Origin of the sequence: Balneicella halophila, assembly GCF_003096835.1 — a bacterium.
Classification (GTDB): domain Bacteria; phylum Bacteroidota; class Bacteroidia; order Bacteroidales; family Balneicellaceae; genus Balneicella; species Balneicella halophila.
Genome location: NZ_QENZ01000003.1, coordinates 742,129 through 764,236 on the forward strand (window position 1 = coordinate 742,129; position 22,108 = coordinate 764,236).

Here is a 22,108-nt window from a genome sequence, read left to right on the forward strand (position 1 = left end):
GTAGATACACAATCAATTTTAGAAATATAATAATAAAAAATGGCTAAGAATACCGGAAAGATTACTCAAATCATTGGCCCCGTAGTTGATGTTAGTTTTGAAGGAAAAGAAAATATTTTACCAGAAATATACGATGCTTTAACAATCACACGAGAGAATGGAGAGGTTGTAGTCGTTGAATGCCAGCAGCATGTTGGCGAGAAAGTAGTACGTACCATTGCGATGGATTCAACTGATGGATTATCACGAGGAATGGAAGTGGTTGCTACTGGAGCTCCAATAACGATGCCTGTTGGTGATAAGGTAAAAGGGCGTCTGCTAAATGTAGTAGGTGAGACGATTGATGGCATCGGAGAATTAAGTAAAGAAGGAGGTTATCCTATTCATAACAGTCCCCCTGAATTTGATGAGTTCAAGACGCAACAAGAGGTTCTTTATACCGGTATAAAAGTGATTGATTTGATTGAGCCTTACGCTAAAGGTGGTAAGATTGGATTGTTTGGTGGAGCTGGAGTTGGTAAGACAGTATTGATTCAGGAATTAATTAATAATATTGCTATTGGGCAAGATGGTTTGTCAGTATTTGCCGGAGTAGGAGAACGTACCCGCGAAGGTAATGACTTACTGCGTGAGATGATAGAATCTGGAGTTATCCAATATGGTGATGAATTCTTGAAATTGATGGAAGAAGGAGAGTGGGATTTAGATAAGGTTGATAAAGAAGCTTTAGCAAAATCACAAGTTACTTTAGTTTTTGGACAAATGAATGAGCCTCCGGGAGCACGTGCTCGTGTAGCCTTATCTGGTTTGACTATTGCCGAGAGTTTCCGTGACGGTGACGAGAAAACAGGAGGTCGTGATATTCTGTTCTTTGTAGATAATATTTTCCGTTTCACACAGGCAGGTTCTGAAGTTTCTGCCTTGCTTGGTCGTATGCCTTCGGCTGTTGGTTATCAACCAACTTTAGCATCAGAAATGGGACAGATGCAAGAGCGAATAACTTCTACAAACAGAGGTTCTATTACTTCAATTCAGGCGGTTTATGTGCCAGCTGATGACTTGACAGACCCTGCACCGGCTACTACATTTGCCCACTTAGATGCAACAACAGTACTAAATCGTAAGATTTCAGAATTAGGTATTTATCCTGCGGTTGACCCATTAGATTCGACCTCTCGCATTCTTACTCCTGCTATTGTTGGTGAGGAGCATTACAAGACTGCACAAGACGTAAAAGAGATTTTACAACGCTATAAGGAACTTCAAGATATTATAGCCATTCTCGGTATGGAAGAATTGTCAGAAGAAGATAGGTTAGTTGTGCATAGAGCACGTCGTGTACAGCGTTTTCTGTCTCAACCTTTCCACGTTGCAGAACAGTTTACTGGCTTGAAAGGTACTATGGTAAGTATCGAAGAAACAATTAGAGGTTTCAATATGATTCTAAATGGTGAAGTTGATCAATATCCAGAAGCGGCATTTAATCTCGTTGGTACAATAGATGATGCTATCGCTAAGGGAGAACAACTTATCGCAGATGCATCATAGTATAAATTATTATGAAATTAGACATTATATCCCCAGATAAAAAACTATATACAGGAAAAGTTCGACTGGTTCAATTTCCTGGTGCAGATGGTTATTTTGAAATATTAAAGGATCACGCTCCAATGATCTCACTATTGAAAGAAGGTAACATTAAATATATTGAGCTTGACAGTACCGAGGAGAAGCTCATTGAGATATCAGGCGGAGTGGTCGAATTAAATAATAACGAAATTACAGTATTGGCTGAGGAATAATATTTCCAAGACTCTAAAAAAATAAAAAGGTAGCTAAACGGCTACCTTTTCTAGTTTATATCATATAATGGTTGTTATTTAATCTTGTTCTGAGAATGTTTTCATAAACGTTTCGACAACTTTCATCATATTTTTAGAGCCACAAAAGAAAGGTACTCGTTGATGCAACTCTTTGGGCTCTAAATCTAATATACGTGTAAATCCATCTGTCGCTTTACCTCCTGCCTGCTCTGCTATGAATGCCATTGGGTTACATTCATAGAGTAATCGTAGTTTCCCATTAGGATGGTTCGTACCAGAAGGGTAAATATAAATACCTCCTTTTACCATATTTCTATGAAAATCAGCAACTAAAGAGCCTACATATCTAGAGGTGTAAGGTCTGTTACCTTTCTTTTCTTGACAATATTTTAGATATTGTTTTACCCCCATTGGAAAGTGGATATAGTTTCCTTCATTGATAGAATAAATAGTTCCCGCCTCAGGAAATTTCATATTTGGGTGTGAAAGATAAAATGCTCCAATAGATGGATCAAGCGTAAATCCATTGACTCCATTTCCGGTAGTATAGACTAAGATAGTGGATGAGCCATAGAGAACATAACCTGCAGCAACCTGCTTGTTCCCTGGTTGTAGTAAATCTTGCTCTTGCACTGGTGTGCCAGGCTCAGTAATTCTCCTGTAAATGGAAAAAATCGTCCCTATTGAGATATTGACATCTATATTTGATGAGCCATCCAAAGGATCCATCAGCACCACATATTTATTGTGCTTGCCATTGTCTTTGTCTGAAACAACAATATAGTCTTCTTCTTCCTCCGAAGCGATGGCACAGACCACTTCACGACTTGTTAAAGCATCGATAAATGTATTGTGTGCCAATACATCTAACTTCTGCTGTGTCTCTCCTTGGATATTTTCTTTTCCTGAGGCACCAAGGACATCAACGAGTCCTGCTTTGTTAACTTCTCTATTTACAACACGAGCAGCTAAACGTATAGAGCTTAAAAGACTAGAAAGTTCACCCGTAGAATAGGGGAAATCTGCTTGTCTTTGAATAATAAATTCACCTAAGGTAATTGGTGTGTTGGGTTGCATAGTTTTTAATTTCTAAGATTTTCTTAAAGATATATATTTTTAAAGAAATTGTTAATTATTTGCAATCTCTTTTTCCAATATTCTCTCAATTTTTGGATCATCAGCTTTTTTAGCATTATATAATTTGATGGAACCGTCCTTTCCTAAAATCATAAATCGCGGAATCCAGTTTAGTTCTATCGAAGTCAGAAAGTTGGTTTTCCACTCGGAGCCGAGATAATAATGCTCTCCCTTGATATCATATTTTTCTAAAGCTTTATGCCAAGCTTCTTTATCTTTATCCATAGACGAGTATAGGAAAGTGACCTGTGCCCCGTACTTTTCTTTCAGAAATTTAACCGTCGGTAAACTGTGCAAACAATCACCACACCATGATGCCCAAATATCAATAAGTACAATCTCTCCTTTATAATTATTCAACATCTCTTTTACTGTAAGAGTTTCTCCCTGCGTTGTCTTCACTTTATCATCTAAGGCTTTTGTATCGAATGATGTTGGTTCGCTTTTCTTACATTGTATAAAAAATAAAGGAATTGTTAGCACTAATAGGATATATTTTTTCATGGTTGTTGTTATTTTATAAAATACAAAATGGTTTTAATCACAAGTTCGGGTTGCTCGGCATGCAGCCAATGCCCCGCATTAGGTATGACAGTAAGCTCAGAATTTGAAAACGATTTTCTGATAATAAAATCATCCTCTAAAGTTAAGTAATGAGAATTTTCACCTTTAATAAATAATGCTGGTACTTTTGTTTGCAGTTTATCCCAACCTTCAGTGCCACCAGTTATGTTTTCTAGTTTGTCGTAAAGAACAGGAAGGTTGATACGCCATTCAAAAGTTTTATCTTTCTTCCTATGAAGATTTTTCATAACCAGCTTAACAACCTTTTCACTTTTAAGCAAAGAAGTTAGCTGTTCTTCTATTTCTTTTCTTCTATCTACCTCATCGAGATCTAAACTGCGCATCACATCTAAAATCTTAATGTGTCCGTCATAATTTATCGTGTAATTTTTAGGTGCAATATCAGCAACAATCAATTTATCCACTCTATCAGGATAGGTAAGCGTAAAAAGCATGGCTACTTTTCCACCCATAGAATGTCCAAGAATAATCGCTTTTTTTAACTCATGGTCATTCATGTATTCTTTAATATCTTCTGCCATTACAGTATAATTATGCTCATCACTGTGAGGGGAACGCCCATGGTTTCGTAAATCCAATCGATGAATACAGAAGTCTTCAGATAGTTCTTTAGCAATGGTTAGCCAATTATCTGAACAACCATATAGTCCATGGAGTATTAGCAATGGTGCTCCTTCTCCGGATATTGTAGAATGTAGTTTCATACATAAATTATTTCAAACAACGTTTATAGAGTTGAATTGCATTTTCTAACCCGAGATACAATGCGTCAGAGATTAGAGCATGCCCAATAGATACTTCTTTTAAATTAGGGATATTTTCATTGAAAAAAGCAAGGTTTTCTAAATTTAGATCATGTCCGGCATTGATTTCTAATCCCAATGAATTCGCCAACTCTGCAGCTTTTACAAATGGAGCAATTGCCTTATCCCGATTCGTTGAATATTCATTTGCATAAGGTTCGGTATAGAGTTCAATACGATCTGTACCAGTATCTAATGCCCCTCGGATGTTTTCTAGTTGGGTATCTACAAATATGGAAGTTCTGATTCCACTCTTCTTTAATTCTGAAATGATTTCTTTGAGTTTATCACGATCTGCAACAGTGTCCCATCCTGCATTAGAGGTAAGTACATCTGGAGGGTCTGGGACTAGCGTAACCTGCGCAGGTAACACTTCAAGCACCATGTTCAAAAATTCACGAGAAGGATAGCCTTCAATATTAAATTCGGTAGATAAAATAGGCTTCAACCCATAAACGTCTTTACGAGTAATATGTCTTTCATCAGGTCTCGGATGAACTGTGATGCCCTGAGCACCAAATCGCTCACAATCTTTAGCTGCTTTTAAAACATCAGGTATATTTCCACCTCTGGCATTGCGTAGAGTAGCAATTTTATTAATATTAACGCTTAATCTTGACATTATTTAACAGTAACTTTTTGGCAGAATACTCAAAATAATAGAGATTTGCACAGTTTAATATCACAAAAATAGTGTATTATTGCATATATACTCAATAAAACTACTTTGAAAAAGATGAAAATAGCCCTGTTCGGGAAACAGTTTAGTGAAAATTTTTTGAAAAAATTCCAATACATTTTATCTTTTCTTGATAATAATGAGGTGTATGTTCTTGTCCATCAGCGTTTAAAGAGCCATGTAGAAAATGATTTTAAAATATCATTAGAAAAATATGAGTCGTTTGAACTCTTATCTGATGATATAGATATGCTGTTAAGCATAGGCGGAGATGGTACTTTTTTGGAAGCAGCTCTTTTAGTTGAAGATAAAAATATTCCCATTTTAGGAATTAATAGCGGACGCTTAGGCTTTTTAGCCGCGGTAGCACCTAACGAGATTGAAACTGCTCTTGATTATGTTCTAAAGAAAGATTATCAATTTGAAGAACGTTCGTTGGTTGAAATTGTGAGTCCTAAAGAATTAATGGGAGAAACACCATTTGCACTGAATGAATTAGGTATTTTTAAAAACAATACTACTTCTATGCTTACGGTGAAAGCATATGTAGGCGATGATTTTCTGACTTCATATTGGGCAGACGGATTGCTCATAGCAACCCCAACAGGTTCTACAGCTTATTCTTTGAGTGCAGGGGGTCCAATTGTAGCTCCTTCTTGTAAAAACTTTGTATTATCACCTGTTGCACCACATAATCTCACGGTACGTCCTATTGTTATTCCAGATAATTTGCAAGTGCGTTTCAGGGTTGAATGCCGAAGTCCACACTTCTTAATTTCTTTAGATTCCCGTTTTAAAAAAGTAAACTCAGGTACAGAAATTATAGTTCAAAAAGCTGGATTTACTATAAAAGTCGTTAAATTTGGCGAAATGTGTTTTTATAAGACATTACGTAATAAATTGATGTGGGGAATCGACAAGCGAAATTAATAAGTAACATGAAATATTTATTTTATACAGTTTTTGCTCTATTCCCTTGCTTTGCATTTGGACAGCCTGCATCTTCTATTGATATTGGTGCTGGAGTAGGAATGAGTTCATACTATGGCGATATCAATCAAAATAAACTATTTTACAATCCTAATATCTCATTTGATGGCATTATTCGCTATAACTTTAGTAATAGATATTCCCTAAGAGCTAATGTGATGTCGACTAAGCTTAAAGCAGATGATATAGATTTTGAGAATCCATACCAACAAAGCAGGAAAGAATTTTTTGTACGTAATATTTTTGAAATCGGCGTTTTAGGTGAAGTGAACTTCTTCCCATATATAAACCCGCATGAATGGGGGCATAGTTTATCAACTATATATGCAACCTTAGGAGCAGGATATGCAGTTTCCTACGTTACAGGACAAGAAGACATTGGCAGTTCTAGTATTATTTTCGGTGTAGGCTACAAAAGAGTTCTAACCCGAAGATTTGCAGTAGAAGCAGAGTGGGCTTTTCGTAAGTTAGTAAATGATGAGTTTGACAATGTTGTGGATCCGATAAAAACAGGAGAAACCTCAAAATTGTTTAACAACGACTGGTACAATGTTATAGGAGTGCGCCTGACTTATAACTTTTGGCAAAACGGTGGAAAATGTAGAACATTTGAGAAAGACACAGACTTGTAGCATGCAAATAGACGAAAAGAATATACCAAAGCATATTGCCATTATTATGGATGGGAATGGACGTTGGGCAAAAAAACACCTTCTACCCCGTGCTTTAGGACACAGAGAGGGCGTGAAAGCTGTAGAGCGAACCCTAGAAGCAGCAGGAAAGTTAGGGGTTAGATATCTAACCTTATACGCATTTTCTACCGAAAACTGGGGGAGACCACAAGAAGAAGTAAAAGCGTTGATGGAGCTTTTAGCACGGGCATTAGAAAAGTATGAAGCCAAGCTTAAAAGAAATAATGTATCACTTCGCGTTATTGGTGACTATAGGCAGTTTCCTGAATCCTTGGTAAATAAAATTGATGATGTGATAGAGTCAACTTCAACCAACACTGGAATAACATTAATAATAGCTCTCAACTATAGTGGTAGATGGGAGATTACCCATGCAATGCAAAGAATTGGTCAGCAAATAATGGAAGAAAAAATTCAAGTGAATGACATTAATTCTGAGCTTATAGAAAAATCACTGACAACCAATTTTGCTCCTGATCCGGATTTAATTATCCGAACTAGCGGGGAGCATAGAGTTAGTAATTTTTTATTGTGGCAATGTGCTTATTCTGAATTTTATTTTACCCCTAAATTATGGCCAGAATTTGATGAGAAGAGTTTAAAAATGGCAATAATTGACTATCAACAGCGAGAAAGAAGATTTGGCGGGTTAAAGACAAACAATAAATGAAAATAAATTATCTTTGCAAAATGATAAAAAAAATAGGAATCATATTAGTGATGATTTTTGCTGGGGCGTTTGCCTGGGCACAAGACACTGATACGATATATAATTTGGAGGTAGATTACAATGCTCCTGTTATTTACGAGGTGGCTGCGTTGAAGGTCGAAGGAGTAAAACATCTGGATAAGGAAGTGATAAAACAATTACTCCGTATCTCTGTCGGGGACAAATTGCAAGTGCCGGGAGATGATATTTCTCTAGGCATAAAACGTCTGTATAGACAAGGGTTATTTTCAGATATTAAGTTAATTGCAGACAAAGTTGTAGGAAATCAAATTTATCTTACTCTTGAAGTAGAAGAGAGACCACAACTAACTACCATCAATTTTACAGGAATAAAATCATCCGAAGAAAAAAAATTAATTGAAAAAACAGCACTTTCCAAAGGAGGTTATTTTACTGCAAACCTAAAAAACAGAATCAAACTAATTGTCCAAAATTATTATAAAGAAAAAGGGTTTAACAATGTAGGTGTTACTTTTGAACAAACTCCAGATCCTGATATTCCCAATGCTGTAGGTCTAAAGATAAACATTGATAAAAATAAGGTTGTTAAAGTCAGGGATATCATTATTACAGGTAATGACAATCTTTCAGACCATAAGCTCATAAAGGCGATGAAGAAGACCAAAGAAAAAAATTGGCGATACTTTTTCCGTTCAAAGAAATTTTCTGAAAAAGAATTTAAAAACGACCGCGTTTTATTGATAGAAAAATACAATGAATTTGGTTATAGAGATGCTAAAATTGAATCTTATAAAATAGAGGAAGTTGAAAAGAATAGAATTAATATTCATTTAGATATCGACGAGGGAAATCGTTATTATTTTAACGACATACAATGGGTAGGTAATACAGTATATTCTAGTGATTTCTTAACAAGAGTTCTCAAGATTAGCAAAGGTGATATATATAATAAGAAATTATTAGATGATAGAATCAGCAACGATGATGATGCCGTAAGTAATCTTTATTTTGATAATGGTTACTTGTTTTCTAGAATGATACCGAAAGAAATTGTAAAAGGGAAAGATTCCATTGACCTTGAAATTAGTGTGATTGAAGGACAGCAAGCTACCATAAATAAAGTGATAATCACAGGTAATGATCGTACTCACGAGCACGTTATTCGTAGAGAGTTGTGGGTTTACCCTGGAGATTTATTTAGCAAGACAAAGATCATTCGTAGTATTAGAGAACTTGCCAACCTTGGATTATTCGATCCCGAACAACTTCAGCCAGATATACAGCCTGATCCTGAGAACGGTACTGCTGATATTGTGATTCCCGTAGTTGAAAAACCAAGTGACCAAATAGAATTGTCTGGAGGTTATGGTGGAGGAACTGTGATTGCCTCCGTAGGATTAAAATTCTCGAACTTTTCAATACGAAATATTTTTAATAAAGAGGCTTGGCAACCCCTTCCTACCGGTGATGGACAAACATTATCTTTGCGTATCCAATCCAATGGAAAATATTATAGTCAATATAGCTTTTCTTTTATAGAACCATGGTTTGGTGGCAAAAAACCTAATTCATTTAGTGTGGGAGGGTATATGTCTAATCAAACAAGATTGAGTTCATCGTATGCTGTAAGTTCTGTAAATCCTGGAGAAGATCAGCAATTTAGAGTATGGGGCGCATCAATAGGTTTAGGACGAAGATTAAATTGGCCAGACAATTATTTTACGTTGTCTAATTCTTTAAGTTTCCAACGTTACGAATTGGAAAACTGGGGCGGTTTCTACCAGTTCACTAATGGTAGCTCTAATCTTTTAAGTCTTTCAACAACCCTAGCACGTAGATCTATTGATAACCCAATATATACACGCTCTGGTTCTGACTTTTCTATTGGGTTGCAATTCACCCCTCCTTATTCATTATTTAATGATACAGATTACAGTGCCCTAGACGACGGGCATCAAGATAAGTTCCGATGGGTAGAGTTTCATAAATGGACATTCAAAGGAAAAATTTATACCCCACTTAGTCGTGATAGAAAATTAGTATTGTACACAGGAACTGAATACGGATTTTTAGGCTACTATGATAAAGACAAGCGTTCCCCATTCGAAGGGTATTCCGTAGGGGGTGATGGTATGTCTGGTTATACAGCCTATGGTAGTGACGTGATTGGAGTGCGAGGATATGAAAATAACTCTTTGACACCTATTGGTGAAGATGGACGTAGAACTACGGGTAACCTTTATGGTAAAATGACGATGGAGTTGCGTTATCCTTTATCATTAGAACAGTCTGCTACTATTTATGTATTAGGTTTTGCTGAGGCTGGTAATTCTTGGTATGATTTTGAAGATTTTCAACCGTTCAATATGTACCGTTCTGCTGGTGTAGGCGTTCGCATTTTCTTACCTATGTTTGGACTTCTAGGAATAGATTGGGGTTATGGTTTTGATGATGTCCCAAATCAACCTGGCGCTAGTGGTGCACAGTTTCACTTTATCTTAGGACAACAATTTTAAATATTAAAAGATGTTAATCTGAAATTTTTGGTATAAGTATTGCATAATCTCTTAAAAATAAAAATAATGAAAAAGCTTCTTGTCTTCTTAATAACATTTGTTAGCATTAGTTTCGTATATGCTCAACAACGATATGTTTTCGTAGATACTGAGTATATTTTGAGTAACACACCGGAATACCAGTTAGCACAAGATGCTTTAAACAATTTGGCTAAAGATTATCAGGAAGAAATAGATTTAAAATTTGCAGAAGTTAAGGAACTCAAAAGTCAGATGGAATCTGAAGAAGTTTTTCTTTCTCCTGAAATGAGGGAAAAACGCATCAAGAATATTAAAGAGAAAGAATATCAAGTTCAGAAATTACAACAATTGTATTTTGGTGCCAATGGCGAATTATATAAGAAGCGACAATCATTAATACAACCTGTACAAGAAAAAATCTACCAAGCTGTAGAAGAATTGGCAAGAACAGGTAATTATGGAATGGTTATTGACCAAGCAGCTGCTCCAGTGATACTCTGGTCACAGCCTAAATACGATAAAAGTGATAAAATAATAGAAATGATGCTAGGTAAAGGCGTCAAGATTGAAGATTAATAGAATAGAAAACCACAAAAAGTAATAAAAATGAAAAAAATTTTAGTAGTATTATTTGCAGCTATGTTGGCTTTGCCAGTAGTTTCAGTAGCACAAAAGTTAGGACATATCAATTCTCAAGAGTTATTGTCTTTAATGCCTGAAAGTAAAACTGCAGAAGAAAAATTAAAAGCTAAAGAACAAGAAGTTCAAAAACAAATGCAAGATTTGCAAACTCAGTATCAAGGTTTGTTTAAAGAATATGCTGAAGCTATGGAAGCAGGATCATTGTCTGCAGAAGCACAAAAAGCTAAAGAAGATAGTTTACAAGCTATGCAAACTAAGATTCGCTCTTACCAAGAGCAAGCTCAAAAAGATATGGAGAAATTACAAAAAGATTTATTAGGACCTATCTTTGAAAAAGCAAATAAAGCGATTCAAACAGTTGGGACGAACAATGGATTCACTTATGTTTTCGACACCAGTGCACGTTCTATTGTTTTTGTATCGCCTAATAGCGAAGATATTCTTCCATTAGTAAAAACAGAATTGGGCATTTAATAATAAGCTCAAAAAAATTCTAAACCACTTCCTTCACTTTTAGGGAGTGGTTTTTTATTTACTGTTCTCTATGATATTTTTCTATCTTTGAGAATTCTAATCTTTTAAATATGGATATAAAATATAATTTCGAAGAAGCGCAGAGCGTACTGCAAGCTTTTATGTCTGATGCTAAACAAATTGGAAATATTCAGAAAGCCGGGGATTTAATGGTAACTTCGATTGCCAACAAAGGTAAAATAATTTCATGCGGGAATGGCGGTTCTATGTGTGACGCTATGCACTTTGCAGAAGAGCTGACAGGTAGATTTAGAGACGATAGGAAGGCACTACCCGCAATCGCTATTTCAGATCCTTCTCACATAAGCTGTGTGGGAAATGATTACGGTTTTGAAAGTGTTTTTTCAAGATATATCGAAGCCATAGGAAGAGAGGCAGATGTTTTATTAGCTATATCAACCTCAGGTAATTCAGCTAATGTGATAAAGGCAACGGAAGTCGCAAAAAACATAGGAATGAAGGTCGTTGGACTTACTGGTAAAGATGGAGGTAGGTTAGCACCACTTTGTGATGTAGAAATAAGAGTGCCGTGGAATGGCTATGCTGATAGAATCCAGGAGATACATATAAAAATTATCCATACTTTAATTCAATACATAGAAAAATACAATTAATGGATTATACAATTTATTTTAACCCAAGATGCTCAAAATGCCGAGTTGCTCTTCAAGAATTAGAAGAGAATAAGAATGGCATTAAGATTATAGAATATTTGAAAAACCCACCTACAGTTGAAGAGCTCAAAGCGTTGCTAAAAAAGTTAGGGATAAAAGCAGAAGATCTTATCCGTAAGACAGAAGCGATTTATAAAGAAGAGTTCAAAGGCAAAGAGCTTTCGGAAGATGAATGGATAGATGCTATGGTTCAGCATCCTAAATTGATTCAACGCCCCATTATTGTTAAAGGAGATAAAGCTGTTATTGGTAGAACAACAGAGAGTATAAATAGTATCAAATAAATGGTAGTTCCTTATAAAGAAGCACAAAGTTCTAAGAAAGAACAAGTAAGAGAGATGTTTGATAACATAGCACCACGCTATGATTTTTTAAATCACTTTCTTTCTGTAGGTATTGATAAGCTGTGGCGCAAAAAAGTCTGTAAAATAGTTGCTAAAGGCAATCCTAAAGTTATTATGGATATGGCTTCAGGTACTGGAGATCTTGCCATTGGGTTGAGTAAGTTAAAGCCTGAAAGGATAGTTGGTGTTGATATTTCAGAGAATATGCTCAAAATAGGTGAGAAAAAGGTTGAAAAGAAAGGTTTAGACAATCTCATTTCTTTCAGAGTTGGAGATGCTGAAAACTTAGAAGATCCCAACGATACATATGATGCAATAACCTGTGCCTTTGGGGTTCGTAATTTTGAAAATATACACAAAGGACTTAGTGAATTTCATCGCGTATTAAAAAACGAAGGTCGCTTGGTTATTTTAGAACTTTCAATGCCAGAAAATAAGTTTTTTAAGCTAATTTATAAGGTCTATTTCAGTTATATTTTGCCACTTTGGGGAAAAGTAGTTTCAAAGAATGACGTTGCATATAACTACCTGCCTGAGTCAGTAGCGAATTTTCCCAAACGTTCCGTTTTTTTGGAAAATATGAAAGATGCCGGCTTTAAAGATTGTTATGCAAAATCGCTCACTTTTGGCATTGCAACAATTTTCGTTGGTACAAAATAAATAAACTTTATATTTGTAATGGCTATATAAAGGAAAAGGATGAATCGAGCTATCCAATACATTATAATAATAGGACTTATTGTTTGTTTTAGTACAAATGATATGCTTGCACAACGATATAAATCATCATCTGCAATAAACTACTCCCGAGTTGACAATACAGTATTACATTATGGATACTCTATAGGATTTGGAGTTTTTGATTATCGCATTACGAATGTTCAATATGGTAGAGAATATGGATTTCTAGCTGAGCCTGTCTCATTTTCACCAGCATTCCGTTTGGGTGTGATAGGCGAATGGAATATTACAAATTATGTTTCATTGCGCAGTATTCCTGGATTATATTTTGGAAAAAGAACAGTCACTTTTGTAAGAGAAGAAGGAGAAGCAGATAGCTGGAATCCTATGGATAATTTAGGATATCCATTAAGAAAAGAGGCAGAAGTAAAATCAGTCTATGCTGATATCCCATTATTAATCAAGTATAGAGGAGTACGTATCAATAATTATAATTTCTACTTAGTTGCAGGGGCTTCTTACCATATGGATTTAACACCACATGATGAGTTGAAACCAGAAAAAAATAGAATTATTCGAACCAATAGACATGATGTCGCATTGGAGTTTGGTGGCGGAATGGACTTTTATATGCGATACTTTAAATTGGGAGCTGAATTGCGTATATCCATAGGGTTGATTGATGTAATGAATCATGACCTTGTGGAGGATATGCCGAACTTCCATGCTTATACTAGAACTATAGGGAGTATGAAATCTACTTTAGTAACCCTTTCTTTCAACTTTGAATAGTCCTCGCAATTTCTGAACAAACAATAGCTGTACTTACAGAAGCATTTAGGGATTCTGGAGGAGTACTGCTGAATGCCGGTATATGTATTGGGGTATCTATATACTGTTTTAGTTCAGGTGAAATACCTTGTCCTTCATTACCAATAACCACCACACATTCTTTGTTAAATGCTGTCTTGTAAATAGATTTGCCTTCTAAATACGTACCGTATACTGTGATTTTTTCTGCTCTCAAATCTTTAAAAAAAATGGCTAATGGCAGATAGTGTACTTTTACTTTAGCTAATGCACCCATGCTTGCTTGTACCACTTTTGGATTGTAAATATCTACAGTTTCAGGCGAGCAAACAATATGTTGAAAACCAAACCAGGATGCTGTCCTGATTATAGTCCCTAAGTTTCCTGGGTCTTGCAAAGTGTCGAGCACCAATGCAGGAAGCTCGTCTTTATTAAAAGGAGTCTCTTTAGGGATATCAAAAATTCCGATAACAGAGCTAGGTGTTTTTAAAGAACTTGCTTTTTTTAATAGCACATTGTCAATGACGGTAGTTGATAATAGAGGATGCTCCTGAGCCCATTTTTTTGTGCAGAGTATATATTTTACAGAGAATGATTCAAGCAGATCTAAAACGAGTTTTTCTCCCTCAGCTACAAACAATTGTTCTTTCGTTCGAAACTTTTTATGTTGCAGTGAGGATGCAAGTTTGGCTAATCGTTGGCTCATCTATTGTAGGCTTTACTAAAGTTCATATCTTTGAACAAAAATAAGATTTTTGAAAAAGACCATCAAATATATACTTTTATTGTTATCTATTTCGTTCGTCTTCGCATGCTCAACAACCAAGTATGTGTCTGAAGATGAGTTTCTGCTCACCAAGGTAAAAATTGATATTGATGATAAGCGTGTGGCTGAAAGTAAGGCTGAGGCTTACGTAAAACAAAAGCCAAACAATAGAATATTGGGTGAGATTCCGTTTAATGTTTGGATGTATAACCTCTCAGGAAGTGATAGTACTAAAAAAATAAATCGGTTCTTGCGTAAGCTTGGAGAAGCTCCTGTAATCTATGATTCTATTCAAACACATCGTACCCTTATCCAGCTAGAGCGGTTTATGGCAAACAAAGGATTTTATGATGCAGAAATCGAAGTAAGAGAAAATTTCAGCAAGAAAAAAGTTAAAGTTAATTATATCATTAAAGCTAATGAGCCTAAAGTTATTGCTAACATCATCAGGCGTAAGGATAGCTTACTATACAAAGTTATAGGAAAAGAGAATATGAGAATCGAGTTGCCGGATAGCTCAAGTTTACGTCAAACTTTGATACAGCAAAAGAAAAAGGCATTCATTCGAAAAAATGATTTGTTAGATGTCGATAAGCTCAAGGAAGAGCGTGAGCGTTTGGAAGCATTGTATGAATTGCAAGGGTATTTTAATTTCGATGAGGATAACATTCATTTCTACCTAGATACTACTAAGCTAAATAATAAAGTAGATATTTATTATGGTTTACGAACCGTGGATTCTCTTGAGCTTCGCAAGTACAAAATTAGAAAAATAACTGTATATCTTGATATTGAAGCCCAGGACAAGGGAATGGAGAATAAGTTTGATAGTATTAAGTTTGATGATATAACTTTCTTCTACAAAGATAAGATGTCATACAAACCATTCACCTTAGCACGGGCAATCCTTATCAAAGAAGGACAATTATACAGTCCTGAAAACGTGGATGAAACAAAAAGAAGATTAGGCATATTGAAGCAGTTCAAATATTCTAATGTTGGGTTTAGAGAATTTGCTACGAACGACAGTATTGGTCTTTTGGACTGTTACATTCAGTTAGTATCTCAAAAACGACAGTCTTATAGTGTGGAAGCTACTGCAACGGTGAATGCTGGTGATTTTGGATTTGCCACAAATCTACGCTATCAACATAAAAATCTGTTTCGTGGAGCTGAGCTCTTTACAGTACAACTATCAGCAGGTATAGAGCGTTTACGACGAGAGCATTTAACATCTAAATTTGATGCCTCGGAGTTTGGAGCGACTGTAAATCTTATTTCGCCAAAGTTCTATTTGCCATTCTTTAAAGTTAAGAATTGGAGAGCTAGAGTACCCCGGACAAGTACCTCAATTGTGTACAATTATGCAGAACGCCCTGAGTATCTACGGACTATTACAGATCTCACCTTTAGTTATCAATGGAGGAGCAATGATCATTTTTCACATATTTTTACTCCAATAGATTTAGGTCTGCTAAAAGTCAATGCTGATCCTGATTTTTTAGAAAATTTGAATAACTATTACCGACAAACCAGTTATGTAGATCATATTATTCCTTCTATGCGGTATAGTTTAAGATTTGACAATCAAGGAAAGACGAGAAAGACAACTTATCAAAGAGCTCGGTTTAATGTTGAGAGTTCAGGAAACTTACTAAATGCGATTGACCATCTAATGGCACGGAATGACAGGGAAGACCTAACCGAAAATGATTACTTTTCCTATTTTGGAATTCGTTATGCGCAATACATCCGATCTGATATAGAGTTCACTTACAATCAATTCATTAACCCTAAGCATGCACTTATTTATCACATTTTTTTAGGTGCAGGTTTTCCTTATGGTAATTCAGAAGTAATGCCATTTGAAAAAATGTATTTTGCTGGCGGACCTAATAGTATGCGTGCTTGGCATCCTAGAAGCTTGGGACCCGGTGGCTCTCGAGCCAATCCTCCCAATTTGAGGCTCTCTTACGGAGAATTTAAATTAGAAGGAAATCTAGAATATCGATTCAGCCTAGCTAAGAGTCTAGAAGGTGCCTTATTTGTTGATGCGGGTAATGTATGGAATCTTTCAGATCTCGGAGAAAAAGATCCTGATAGTAAATTTGAATTTGATAGTTTTTATAAACAAATTGCCGTAGGAACAGGATTGGGCTTAAGATATGATATTAGCAATATTATTTTACGATTAGATGCAGGAATTAAATTAGTAGATCCTTACTTGCAAGGAGATAGATTTGTGCCAAAAAATAGCAGTTATGACCTGAAAGATATTACGTTTAATTTTGGTATTGGTTATCCATTTTAGTAAATTCGCAAGTGAAATATCACACTCAATTACAATTAAATAAGAATAAAAATATGAAAGTTCTAGACGTAGTAAAACCAGGTGTACTGACAGGTTCAGATGTGCAAAAAGTTTTTAAAGTTGCTAAAGAAAACAAGTTTGCATTACCTGCGGTAAATGTTATTGGTACACATTCTATGAATGCTGTATTACAAGCAGCACGTGATATTAATTCTCCTGTTATTATTCAATTTTCAAATGGAGGAGCTCACTTTGTTGCAGGTAAAGGAGTAAGTAATGATGATCAGAAAGCTTCTGTAATGGGGGCAGTTGCCGGTGCAAAACATATTCACACGATGGCAGAGATTTATGGAGTCCCAGTGATTTTACATACAGACCATGCAGCAAAGAAATTACTTCCATGGATTGATGGACTATTAGATGAGAATGAAAAATGGTTTGAGCTTACTGGTAAGCCTTTATTCAGCTCTCATATGATTGACTTATCAGAAGAGCCTATTGAAGAAAATGTTGAAACGTGTAAGAAATACCTTGCCCGTATGGACAAGATGGGAATGACTTTGGAAATAGAGCTTGGCGTTACAGGTGGTGAAGAAGATGGAGTTGATAACACAGATGTGGACAACGCTTCTTTGTATACACAAAAGGAGGAAGTTGCCTATGCTTATGAAGAGTTGTTAAAAGTTTCACCTAATTTTACCATTGCTGCAGCTTTTGGTAACGTACATGGTGTGTATAAACCAGGAAATGTTCTTCTGCGTCCAAAAATATTAGCTGAGTCTCAAAAGTACATTTCTGAAAAATATGGTGTAGATAAAAACACAGTGAACTTTGTGTTCCACGGTGGTTCTGGTTCTGGTCTGGAAGATATAAGAGAAGCTATAGACTATGGAGTCGTAAAAATGAATATTGATACCGATACACAATGGGCGTTCTGGGATGGAGTAAGAGTATTTGAACAAAAAAACAAATCTTACCTTCAAGGACAGATTGGTAACCCAGAAGGAGATGATAAGCCTAATAAAAAGTTTTATGATCCTAGAAAGTGGTTACGCGAAGCAGAATTGTCTATGATTGAAAGACTAAAACAAGCGTTTAGTGATTTGAATTGTGTTGATAGATTGTAGTTTATGAAAATAATTTTAAAGAAGCTGTCTATTATTAGGCAGCTTTTTTTATTTTAGCAAAAATCTTAAAAGACTACTATGAAAAATGAAAGAGAACATTTCTCATCCCGCTTTGCTGTTATTGCAGCTGTTGCAGGATCAGCTGTTGGTTTAGGCAATATTTGGAAATTCCCTTATGTACTGGGTGATAATGGTGGGAGTGCTTTTATTCTCATTTATGTTCTTTTTGTTGTCGCTCTTGGAATTCCGCTGATGATGTCAGAGTTTGTCATTGGGCGTAGAGCACAAACCAACTCCTTTCGTGCTTTTAGTAAATTGTCCCCGACATTTCGATGGGCATTCTTAGGGATAATACCTTCTTTGGCAGCCTTCTTTATTTTATCGTATTATACGACTATTGCCGGGTGGACCTTGGAATACCTGTACCAGTCTATTACAGGGGCATACAGGAGTCATTCTGCCAATGAGATTGCTACTAATTTTGAATCTTTTCATACTTCGATTATTGATCCTTTGCTGTGGCAGTTCTGTTTGTTAGGAGTGACAGCCTACATAGTCTATGCAGGAGTGAAAAAAGGGATTGAGAAATATTCTAAGATAATGATGCCACTTATGGTTATATTGATGATAGGTATGTGTATTAAAGCACTTACACTAGAGGGAGCATCGGAAGGTTTAAAATTTTTATTTTCTCCTGATTTTTCAAAGATTAATCCTCAAGTGATATTGGAAGCGTTAGGTCAAGCTTTCTTTTCATTAAGTTTAGGTATGGGGATTTTAATCACATACTCCTCGTATATGAGCAAGAAGGAAAAGATACACAAGACAGTCGGTGTTGTAGTTTTGGCAGATACTTTGCTTGCAATATTAGCAGGAGTAATGATATTCCCAGCTGTTTTTTCATTTAATATTGATCCTAGTAGTGGTCCAGGATTGGTGTTTGTTACACTTCCTAATATTTTTAATCAAATGAGCGGAGGATTTATTTTCGCTATTATTTTCTTTTTACTTCTAACAATGGCAGCACTTACTTCTACAGTCTCTATATTGGAAGTGAATGTGAGTCTCGTTCAAGAGGAATTAAAATGGACACGCAAAAAAGCAACCATAGCTGTAACAACAGCCATTGCTATTTTAGGTGTTTTCTGTACATTATCTTTTGGTGTAGGAGAGAAGTTTCACATTTTTGGGTTAACATTTTTCGATGCACTCGATTATTTAACCTCTAATTGGTTATTACCTATAGGAGGAGCTTTTGCAATAATCTTTGTAGGATTTATTTTGAAAAAGGAAGATGTTAAAGCAGAATTGTCTAATGACCACTCCTTCCAAATAAAGTGGTTTGGTATGTATTATTTTGTGGTTCGTTTTATAGCGCCATTGGCTATCGTTTTGATTTTACTCAATCAAGTCGGTGCTTTTGATTTACTTACAACATAAATGTTTGCAAAATTATTTTCAAGACTAAGAACGTATTTTTATTACAATAGAAAGGAACTAAATGGAGTAGGAGTTCTTATGCTGTTGCTGGTATTATTATTTGCTGGTCTGTACTTTTATAAAAAATATTTTTTTCAGGAAATTGATACTTCCTATTTTCAGTACCAAATTGATAGTCTTGAAAGAGTTGGTAAGAGGGATAAAACCACATATCAATATTTTGCTTTTAATCCGAATACTGTTAAAATCATAGAGTTAGAGAAATTAGGATTTTCAAAGAAACAAATTCGAAATTTGGTGAATTACCGCAATGCAGGAGGATATTTTTATAAAAAAGAGGACTTCCGTAAGCTATATTTCGTTACAGATAGTATTTATAAAGTTTACGAGCCTTTCCTAAGGTTGAATGATAATGAAAACTGGCAAAAGACTAAAAATAAGATTGTAAAAAATAAGACTGGCGAAGCAACATCAGAGAAAGAAATTGACAGTTTGTTTTATTTTGATCCGAACCTAATCTCTACAGAAGAATGGTTAGCACTTGGAGTAACTAAAAAAGTTGCACAGATTATTGCAAACTATAAGAAAAAAGGTGGGCATTTTTATGTGAGTGAAGATTTAAAAAAGATTTATGGCTTATCAGAGGAGAAATACAATCAGTTGCTACCTTACATTCGAATTGAAGAAAAAGAGGATGTTAATTATACCAATCAACAAGATACTATTTCTACCATCTATGATCTGAATACTATAAGCGAAGAAGAATTGTTGAAACTGCATGTGAGCTTATCGATGAGTCGTAAACTAATCAATTTCCGAAACAAATTAGGAGGTTATGCAAGTATGGCTCAATTGCTGGAACTATATAATATAAGAGAGAGGGATTTGAATATAATCAAAAAGTACTGTGAAATAAGAAGTCCTGTAATGCAAATAAATATAAATACAGCAACGGAGGAAGAAATTTATAAACATCCTTATCTTGATTTTCACGATGCACAAGCTATTATTCGTTATAGGAAACGCAAGGGTGATTACGAAAGAGTAACTCTATTAAAAAACCGAAAGATACTTACAAACAAGACGTTTGATAAAGTAAAACCATATTTAAAAGTAAAAGAATAGAAATAAAAAATTGGTAATTCAAAAACTATATATTATCTTTGCCACTCAAAATTACAAACAGATAATAGGAAAAAGATATGATTATCGTACCCGTAAAAGATGGCGAAAATATAGATAGAGCTTTAAAACGTTTCAAAAGAAAGTTTGAAAAAACTGGTGTTGTAAAAGAATTGCGTAAGCGTCAAGCTTATATTAAGCCTTCTGAGCAACACAGAGAGAAGATTAAGAAAGCCGCCTATATTCAGAAGCTTAGAGAAGCAGAAGAATTATAGATTTATAACTGTTTTTTTAGCGGTTTAAGATTGAGTATATCTCTTATGCTAATGCATAAGGGATATTTTTGTTTTTGTATATTTGTACAATTATTGGCATTGTTCATCAGTGCGTAGAAAGGAAAAGATGAGTAAAATAGTAGCCATAGTGGGTCGACCAAATGTTGGGAAATCGACCTTATTTAATCGCTTGACAGGAACACGCCAAGCTATTGTAAATGAAGAAAGTGGAGTTACCAGAGACCGTAATTACGGGAAAGTAACTTGGAATGGAGTGGAGTTTTCTATTATAGACACAGGTGGATATATGGACAACTCAGCTGATATTTTTGAAGAAGAGATAAAGCGTCAAGTACAATTGGCTATTGATGAGGCAGATGTATTACTGCTTACGGTGGATGTAGAGTCAGGCGTGACAGACTTAGATTTAAATATGGCTAATATGTTGCGTAAAATAGATAAGCCTGTCTTAGTCGTTGTGAATAAGGTGGATAATACAGAGCGTACTTTTGAAACAGCCGAATTTTATAGTTTGGGCTTATCAGATGAACTTTATTCAGTTTCCTCTATAAACGGTTCAGGTACGGGTGACTTATTAGATAAAATAGTTGAGGTATTGCCGGATTTAGAACCTGCATCAGCAGAGGAAGAAGAACTGCCACGTCTTGCTTTTGTGGGACGTCCTAATGTTGGTAAATCATCTACGATAAATACTCTAATTGGTGAAGATAAAACCATTGTTACCCCAGTGGCTGGAACAACTCGTGATGCTGTTGATATTCATTTCAATAAATTTGGGCATAATTTCATATTAGTTGATACGGCAGGAGTGAGGAAAAAGGGAAAAATCAACGAAGATGTTGAATTTTACTCTGTGATGCGGTCAGTACGTACTATTGAAAATAGTGATGTCTGTGTGTTGATACTTGATGCTGAGCGTGGAATTGAATCTCAAGATTTAAATATCATTCAATTGGTCGTCAATAATCGCAAAGGATTGGTTATCATGGTCAATAAATGGGACTTGATAGAGAAAGATAATAAAACCATGGAGCAATATAGAAAACGTATTTTGGAACGTACAGCACCATTTACTGATATTCCTATCATCTTTGCGTCAGCTTTGACTAAACAGCGAGTTTTAGATGTGTTAAAGTCAGCAGTAGAAGTTTATGAGAATAGAAAGAGAAAAGTACCAACCTCCAAGCTAAATGAGGTAATGCAGGAAGCTATAGAACAACATCAGCCTCCAATGAATAAGGATAAATTCATTAGAATAAAATATGTAACACAATTGCCAACTCTGGCTCCAAGTTTTGCATTCTATTGTAACTTGCCTCAATACGTGAAAGAACCTTATAAACGTTATTTGGAAAATCAAATTCGTCAACATTGGGATTTTAAAGGAGTGCCAATACAAATATTTATGAGAAAAAAATGATTCT

At 35.4% G+C, this 22,108-nt stretch carries 23 protein-coding genes; 18 read left to right on the forward strand and 5 right to left on the reverse strand.

Annotated elements, in window-relative coordinates; genetic code table 11:
- Positions 1-39: 39 nt before the first annotated feature.
- The gene (gene atpD / locus C7377_RS03235; protein ID WP_116495880.1) at positions 40-1,548 is read left to right on the forward strand and encodes a F0F1 ATP synthase subunit beta; all 1,509 of its coding nucleotides are present in this window, start codon (positions 40-42) and stop codon (positions 1,546-1,548) included.
- An 11-nt stretch (positions 1,549-1,559) separates the two neighbouring features.
- Positions 1,560-1,802 carry an ATP synthase F1 subunit epsilon gene (gene atpC / locus C7377_RS03240; RefSeq protein ID WP_116495881.1) on the forward strand — a complete coding sequence of 81 codons (243 nt, stop codon included), beginning with the start codon at positions 1,560-1,562 and terminating at the stop codon, positions 1,800-1,802.
- A 78-nt stretch (positions 1,803-1,880) separates the two neighbouring features.
- Here atpC and fbp read toward each other — a convergent pair whose 3' ends face one another.
- The 4 genes from fbp to C7377_RS03260 are packed head-to-tail and all read right to left on the reverse strand — an operon-like array spanning position 1,881 to position 4,970.
- A complete protein-coding gene (gene fbp / locus C7377_RS03245; protein WP_116495882.1) occupies positions 1,881-2,900 on the reverse strand; it encodes a class 1 fructose-bisphosphatase in 1,020 nt (339 codons plus the stop codon).
- Between the two features lie 51 nt (positions 2,901-2,951).
- Positions 2,952-3,464: a TlpA family protein disulfide reductase gene (locus C7377_RS03250; protein WP_116495883.1), complete on the reverse strand. Its 513-nt coding sequence runs from the start codon at positions 3,462-3,464 to the stop codon at positions 2,952-2,954.
- A gap of 8 nt (positions 3,465-3,472) precedes the next feature.
- Positions 3,473-4,249, reverse strand: coding sequence for an alpha/beta fold hydrolase (locus tag C7377_RS03255; protein WP_116495884.1), 777 nt, complete (start codon positions 4,247-4,249; stop codon positions 3,473-3,475).
- 7 nt (positions 4,250-4,256) lie between these two features.
- Positions 4,257-4,970 (reverse strand): pyridoxine 5'-phosphate synthase, encoded by a 714-nt coding sequence (locus tag C7377_RS03260; RefSeq protein WP_116495885.1) that lies wholly within the window; start codon positions 4,968-4,970, stop codon positions 4,257-4,259.
- Between the two features lie 114 nt (positions 4,971-5,084).
- On the opposite strand from C7377_RS03260, the gene C7377_RS03265 reads away from it, so the two are divergent.
- The 10 genes from C7377_RS03265 (at position 5,085) to porT (ending at position 13,604) form a co-directional block, all read left to right on the forward strand.
- A complete protein-coding gene (locus tag C7377_RS03265; RefSeq protein WP_116495886.1) occupies positions 5,085-5,957 on the forward strand; it encodes an NAD kinase in 873 nt (290 codons plus the stop codon).
- 8 nt (positions 5,958-5,965) lie between these two features.
- Entirely contained in the window at positions 5,966-6,649 is a 684-nt protein-coding gene (gene porG / locus C7377_RS03270) for a type IX secretion system protein PorG (protein ID WP_116495887.1), read from the forward strand.
- Between the two features lies 1 nt (position 6,650).
- Positions 6,651-7,379, forward strand: a complete 729-nt coding sequence (locus C7377_RS03275) for an isoprenyl transferase (RefSeq protein ID WP_116495888.1) — start codon at positions 6,651-6,653, stop codon at positions 7,377-7,379.
- Positions 7,380-7,399: 20 nt separating this feature from the next.
- Positions 7,400-9,916, forward strand: a complete 2,517-nt coding sequence (bamA, locus tag C7377_RS03280; protein ID WP_116495889.1) for an outer membrane protein assembly factor BamA — start codon at positions 7,400-7,402, stop codon at positions 9,914-9,916.
- Between the two features lie 66 nt (positions 9,917-9,982).
- Positions 9,983-10,513, forward strand: coding sequence for an OmpH family outer membrane protein (locus tag C7377_RS03285; RefSeq protein ID WP_116495890.1), 531 nt, complete (start codon positions 9,983-9,985; stop codon positions 10,511-10,513).
- A gap of 30 nt (positions 10,514-10,543) precedes the next feature.
- A complete protein-coding gene (locus tag C7377_RS03290) occupies positions 10,544-11,053 on the forward strand; it encodes an OmpH family outer membrane protein (RefSeq protein WP_116495891.1) in 510 nt (169 codons plus the stop codon).
- Positions 11,054-11,163: 110 nt separating this feature from the next.
- Positions 11,164-11,727: a D-sedoheptulose 7-phosphate isomerase gene (lpcA, locus tag C7377_RS03295; protein WP_116495892.1), complete on the forward strand. Its 564-nt coding sequence runs from the start codon at positions 11,164-11,166 to the stop codon at positions 11,725-11,727.
- Complete coding sequence (gene arsC, locus C7377_RS03300) at positions 11,727-12,071, forward strand: arsenate reductase (glutaredoxin) (protein WP_116495893.1); 345 nt, start codon at positions 11,727-11,729, stop codon at positions 12,069-12,071. The genes lpcA and arsC overlap by 1 nt, the downstream gene beginning before the upstream one ends.
- Positions 12,072-12,791, forward strand: coding sequence for a bifunctional demethylmenaquinone methyltransferase/2-methoxy-6-polyprenyl-1,4-benzoquinol methylase UbiE (gene ubiE / locus C7377_RS03305; protein ID WP_116495894.1), 720 nt, complete (start codon positions 12,072-12,074; stop codon positions 12,789-12,791).
- Between the two features lie 39 nt (positions 12,792-12,830).
- Positions 12,831-13,604, forward strand: coding sequence for a type IX secretion/gliding motility protein PorT/SprT (gene porT / locus C7377_RS03310; protein WP_116495895.1), 774 nt, complete (start codon positions 12,831-12,833; stop codon positions 13,602-13,604).
- Here porT and C7377_RS03315 read toward each other — a convergent pair.
- A complete protein-coding gene (locus C7377_RS03315) occupies positions 13,591-14,328 on the reverse strand; it encodes a TrmH family RNA methyltransferase (protein ID WP_116495896.1) in 738 nt (245 codons plus the stop codon). The two genes, porT and C7377_RS03315, sit on opposite strands and share 14 nt — an antisense overlap.
- 49 nt (positions 14,329-14,377) lie before the next feature.
- Between C7377_RS03315 and tamL the strand changes: the two genes are divergently transcribed.
- The 6 genes from tamL to der all read left to right on the forward strand — a co-directional run bounded on the left by tamL (position 14,378) and on the right by der (position 22,104).
- Positions 14,378-16,699, forward strand: a complete 2,322-nt coding sequence (tamL, locus tag C7377_RS03320; RefSeq protein ID WP_133241454.1) for a translocation and assembly module lipoprotein TamL — start codon at positions 14,378-14,380, stop codon at positions 16,697-16,699.
- A 53-nt stretch (positions 16,700-16,752) separates the two neighbouring features.
- Positions 16,753-17,826: a class II fructose-bisphosphate aldolase gene (gene fbaA / locus C7377_RS03325; RefSeq protein WP_116496219.1), complete on the forward strand. Its 1,074-nt coding sequence runs from the start codon at positions 16,753-16,755 to the stop codon at positions 17,824-17,826.
- 78 nt (positions 17,827-17,904) lie between these two features.
- Positions 17,905-19,266, forward strand: coding sequence for a sodium-dependent transporter (locus C7377_RS03330; RefSeq protein WP_116495898.1), 1,362 nt, complete (start codon positions 17,905-17,907; stop codon positions 19,264-19,266).
- Positions 19,267-20,391 (forward strand): helix-hairpin-helix domain-containing protein, encoded by a 1,125-nt coding sequence (locus C7377_RS03335; RefSeq protein WP_116495899.1) that lies wholly within the window; start codon positions 19,267-19,269, stop codon positions 20,389-20,391.
- Between the two features lie 77 nt (positions 20,392-20,468).
- Positions 20,469-20,663 carry a 30S ribosomal protein S21 gene (gene rpsU, locus C7377_RS03340; protein WP_116495900.1) on the forward strand — a complete coding sequence of 65 codons (195 nt, stop codon included), beginning with the start codon at positions 20,469-20,471 and terminating at the stop codon, positions 20,661-20,663.
- Between the two features lie 127 nt (positions 20,664-20,790).
- Positions 20,791-22,104, forward strand: a complete 1,314-nt coding sequence (der, locus tag C7377_RS03345) for a ribosome biogenesis GTPase Der (protein ID WP_116495901.1) — start codon at positions 20,791-20,793, stop codon at positions 22,102-22,104.
- The last annotated feature ends 4 nt before the right edge of the window (positions 22,105-22,108 follow it).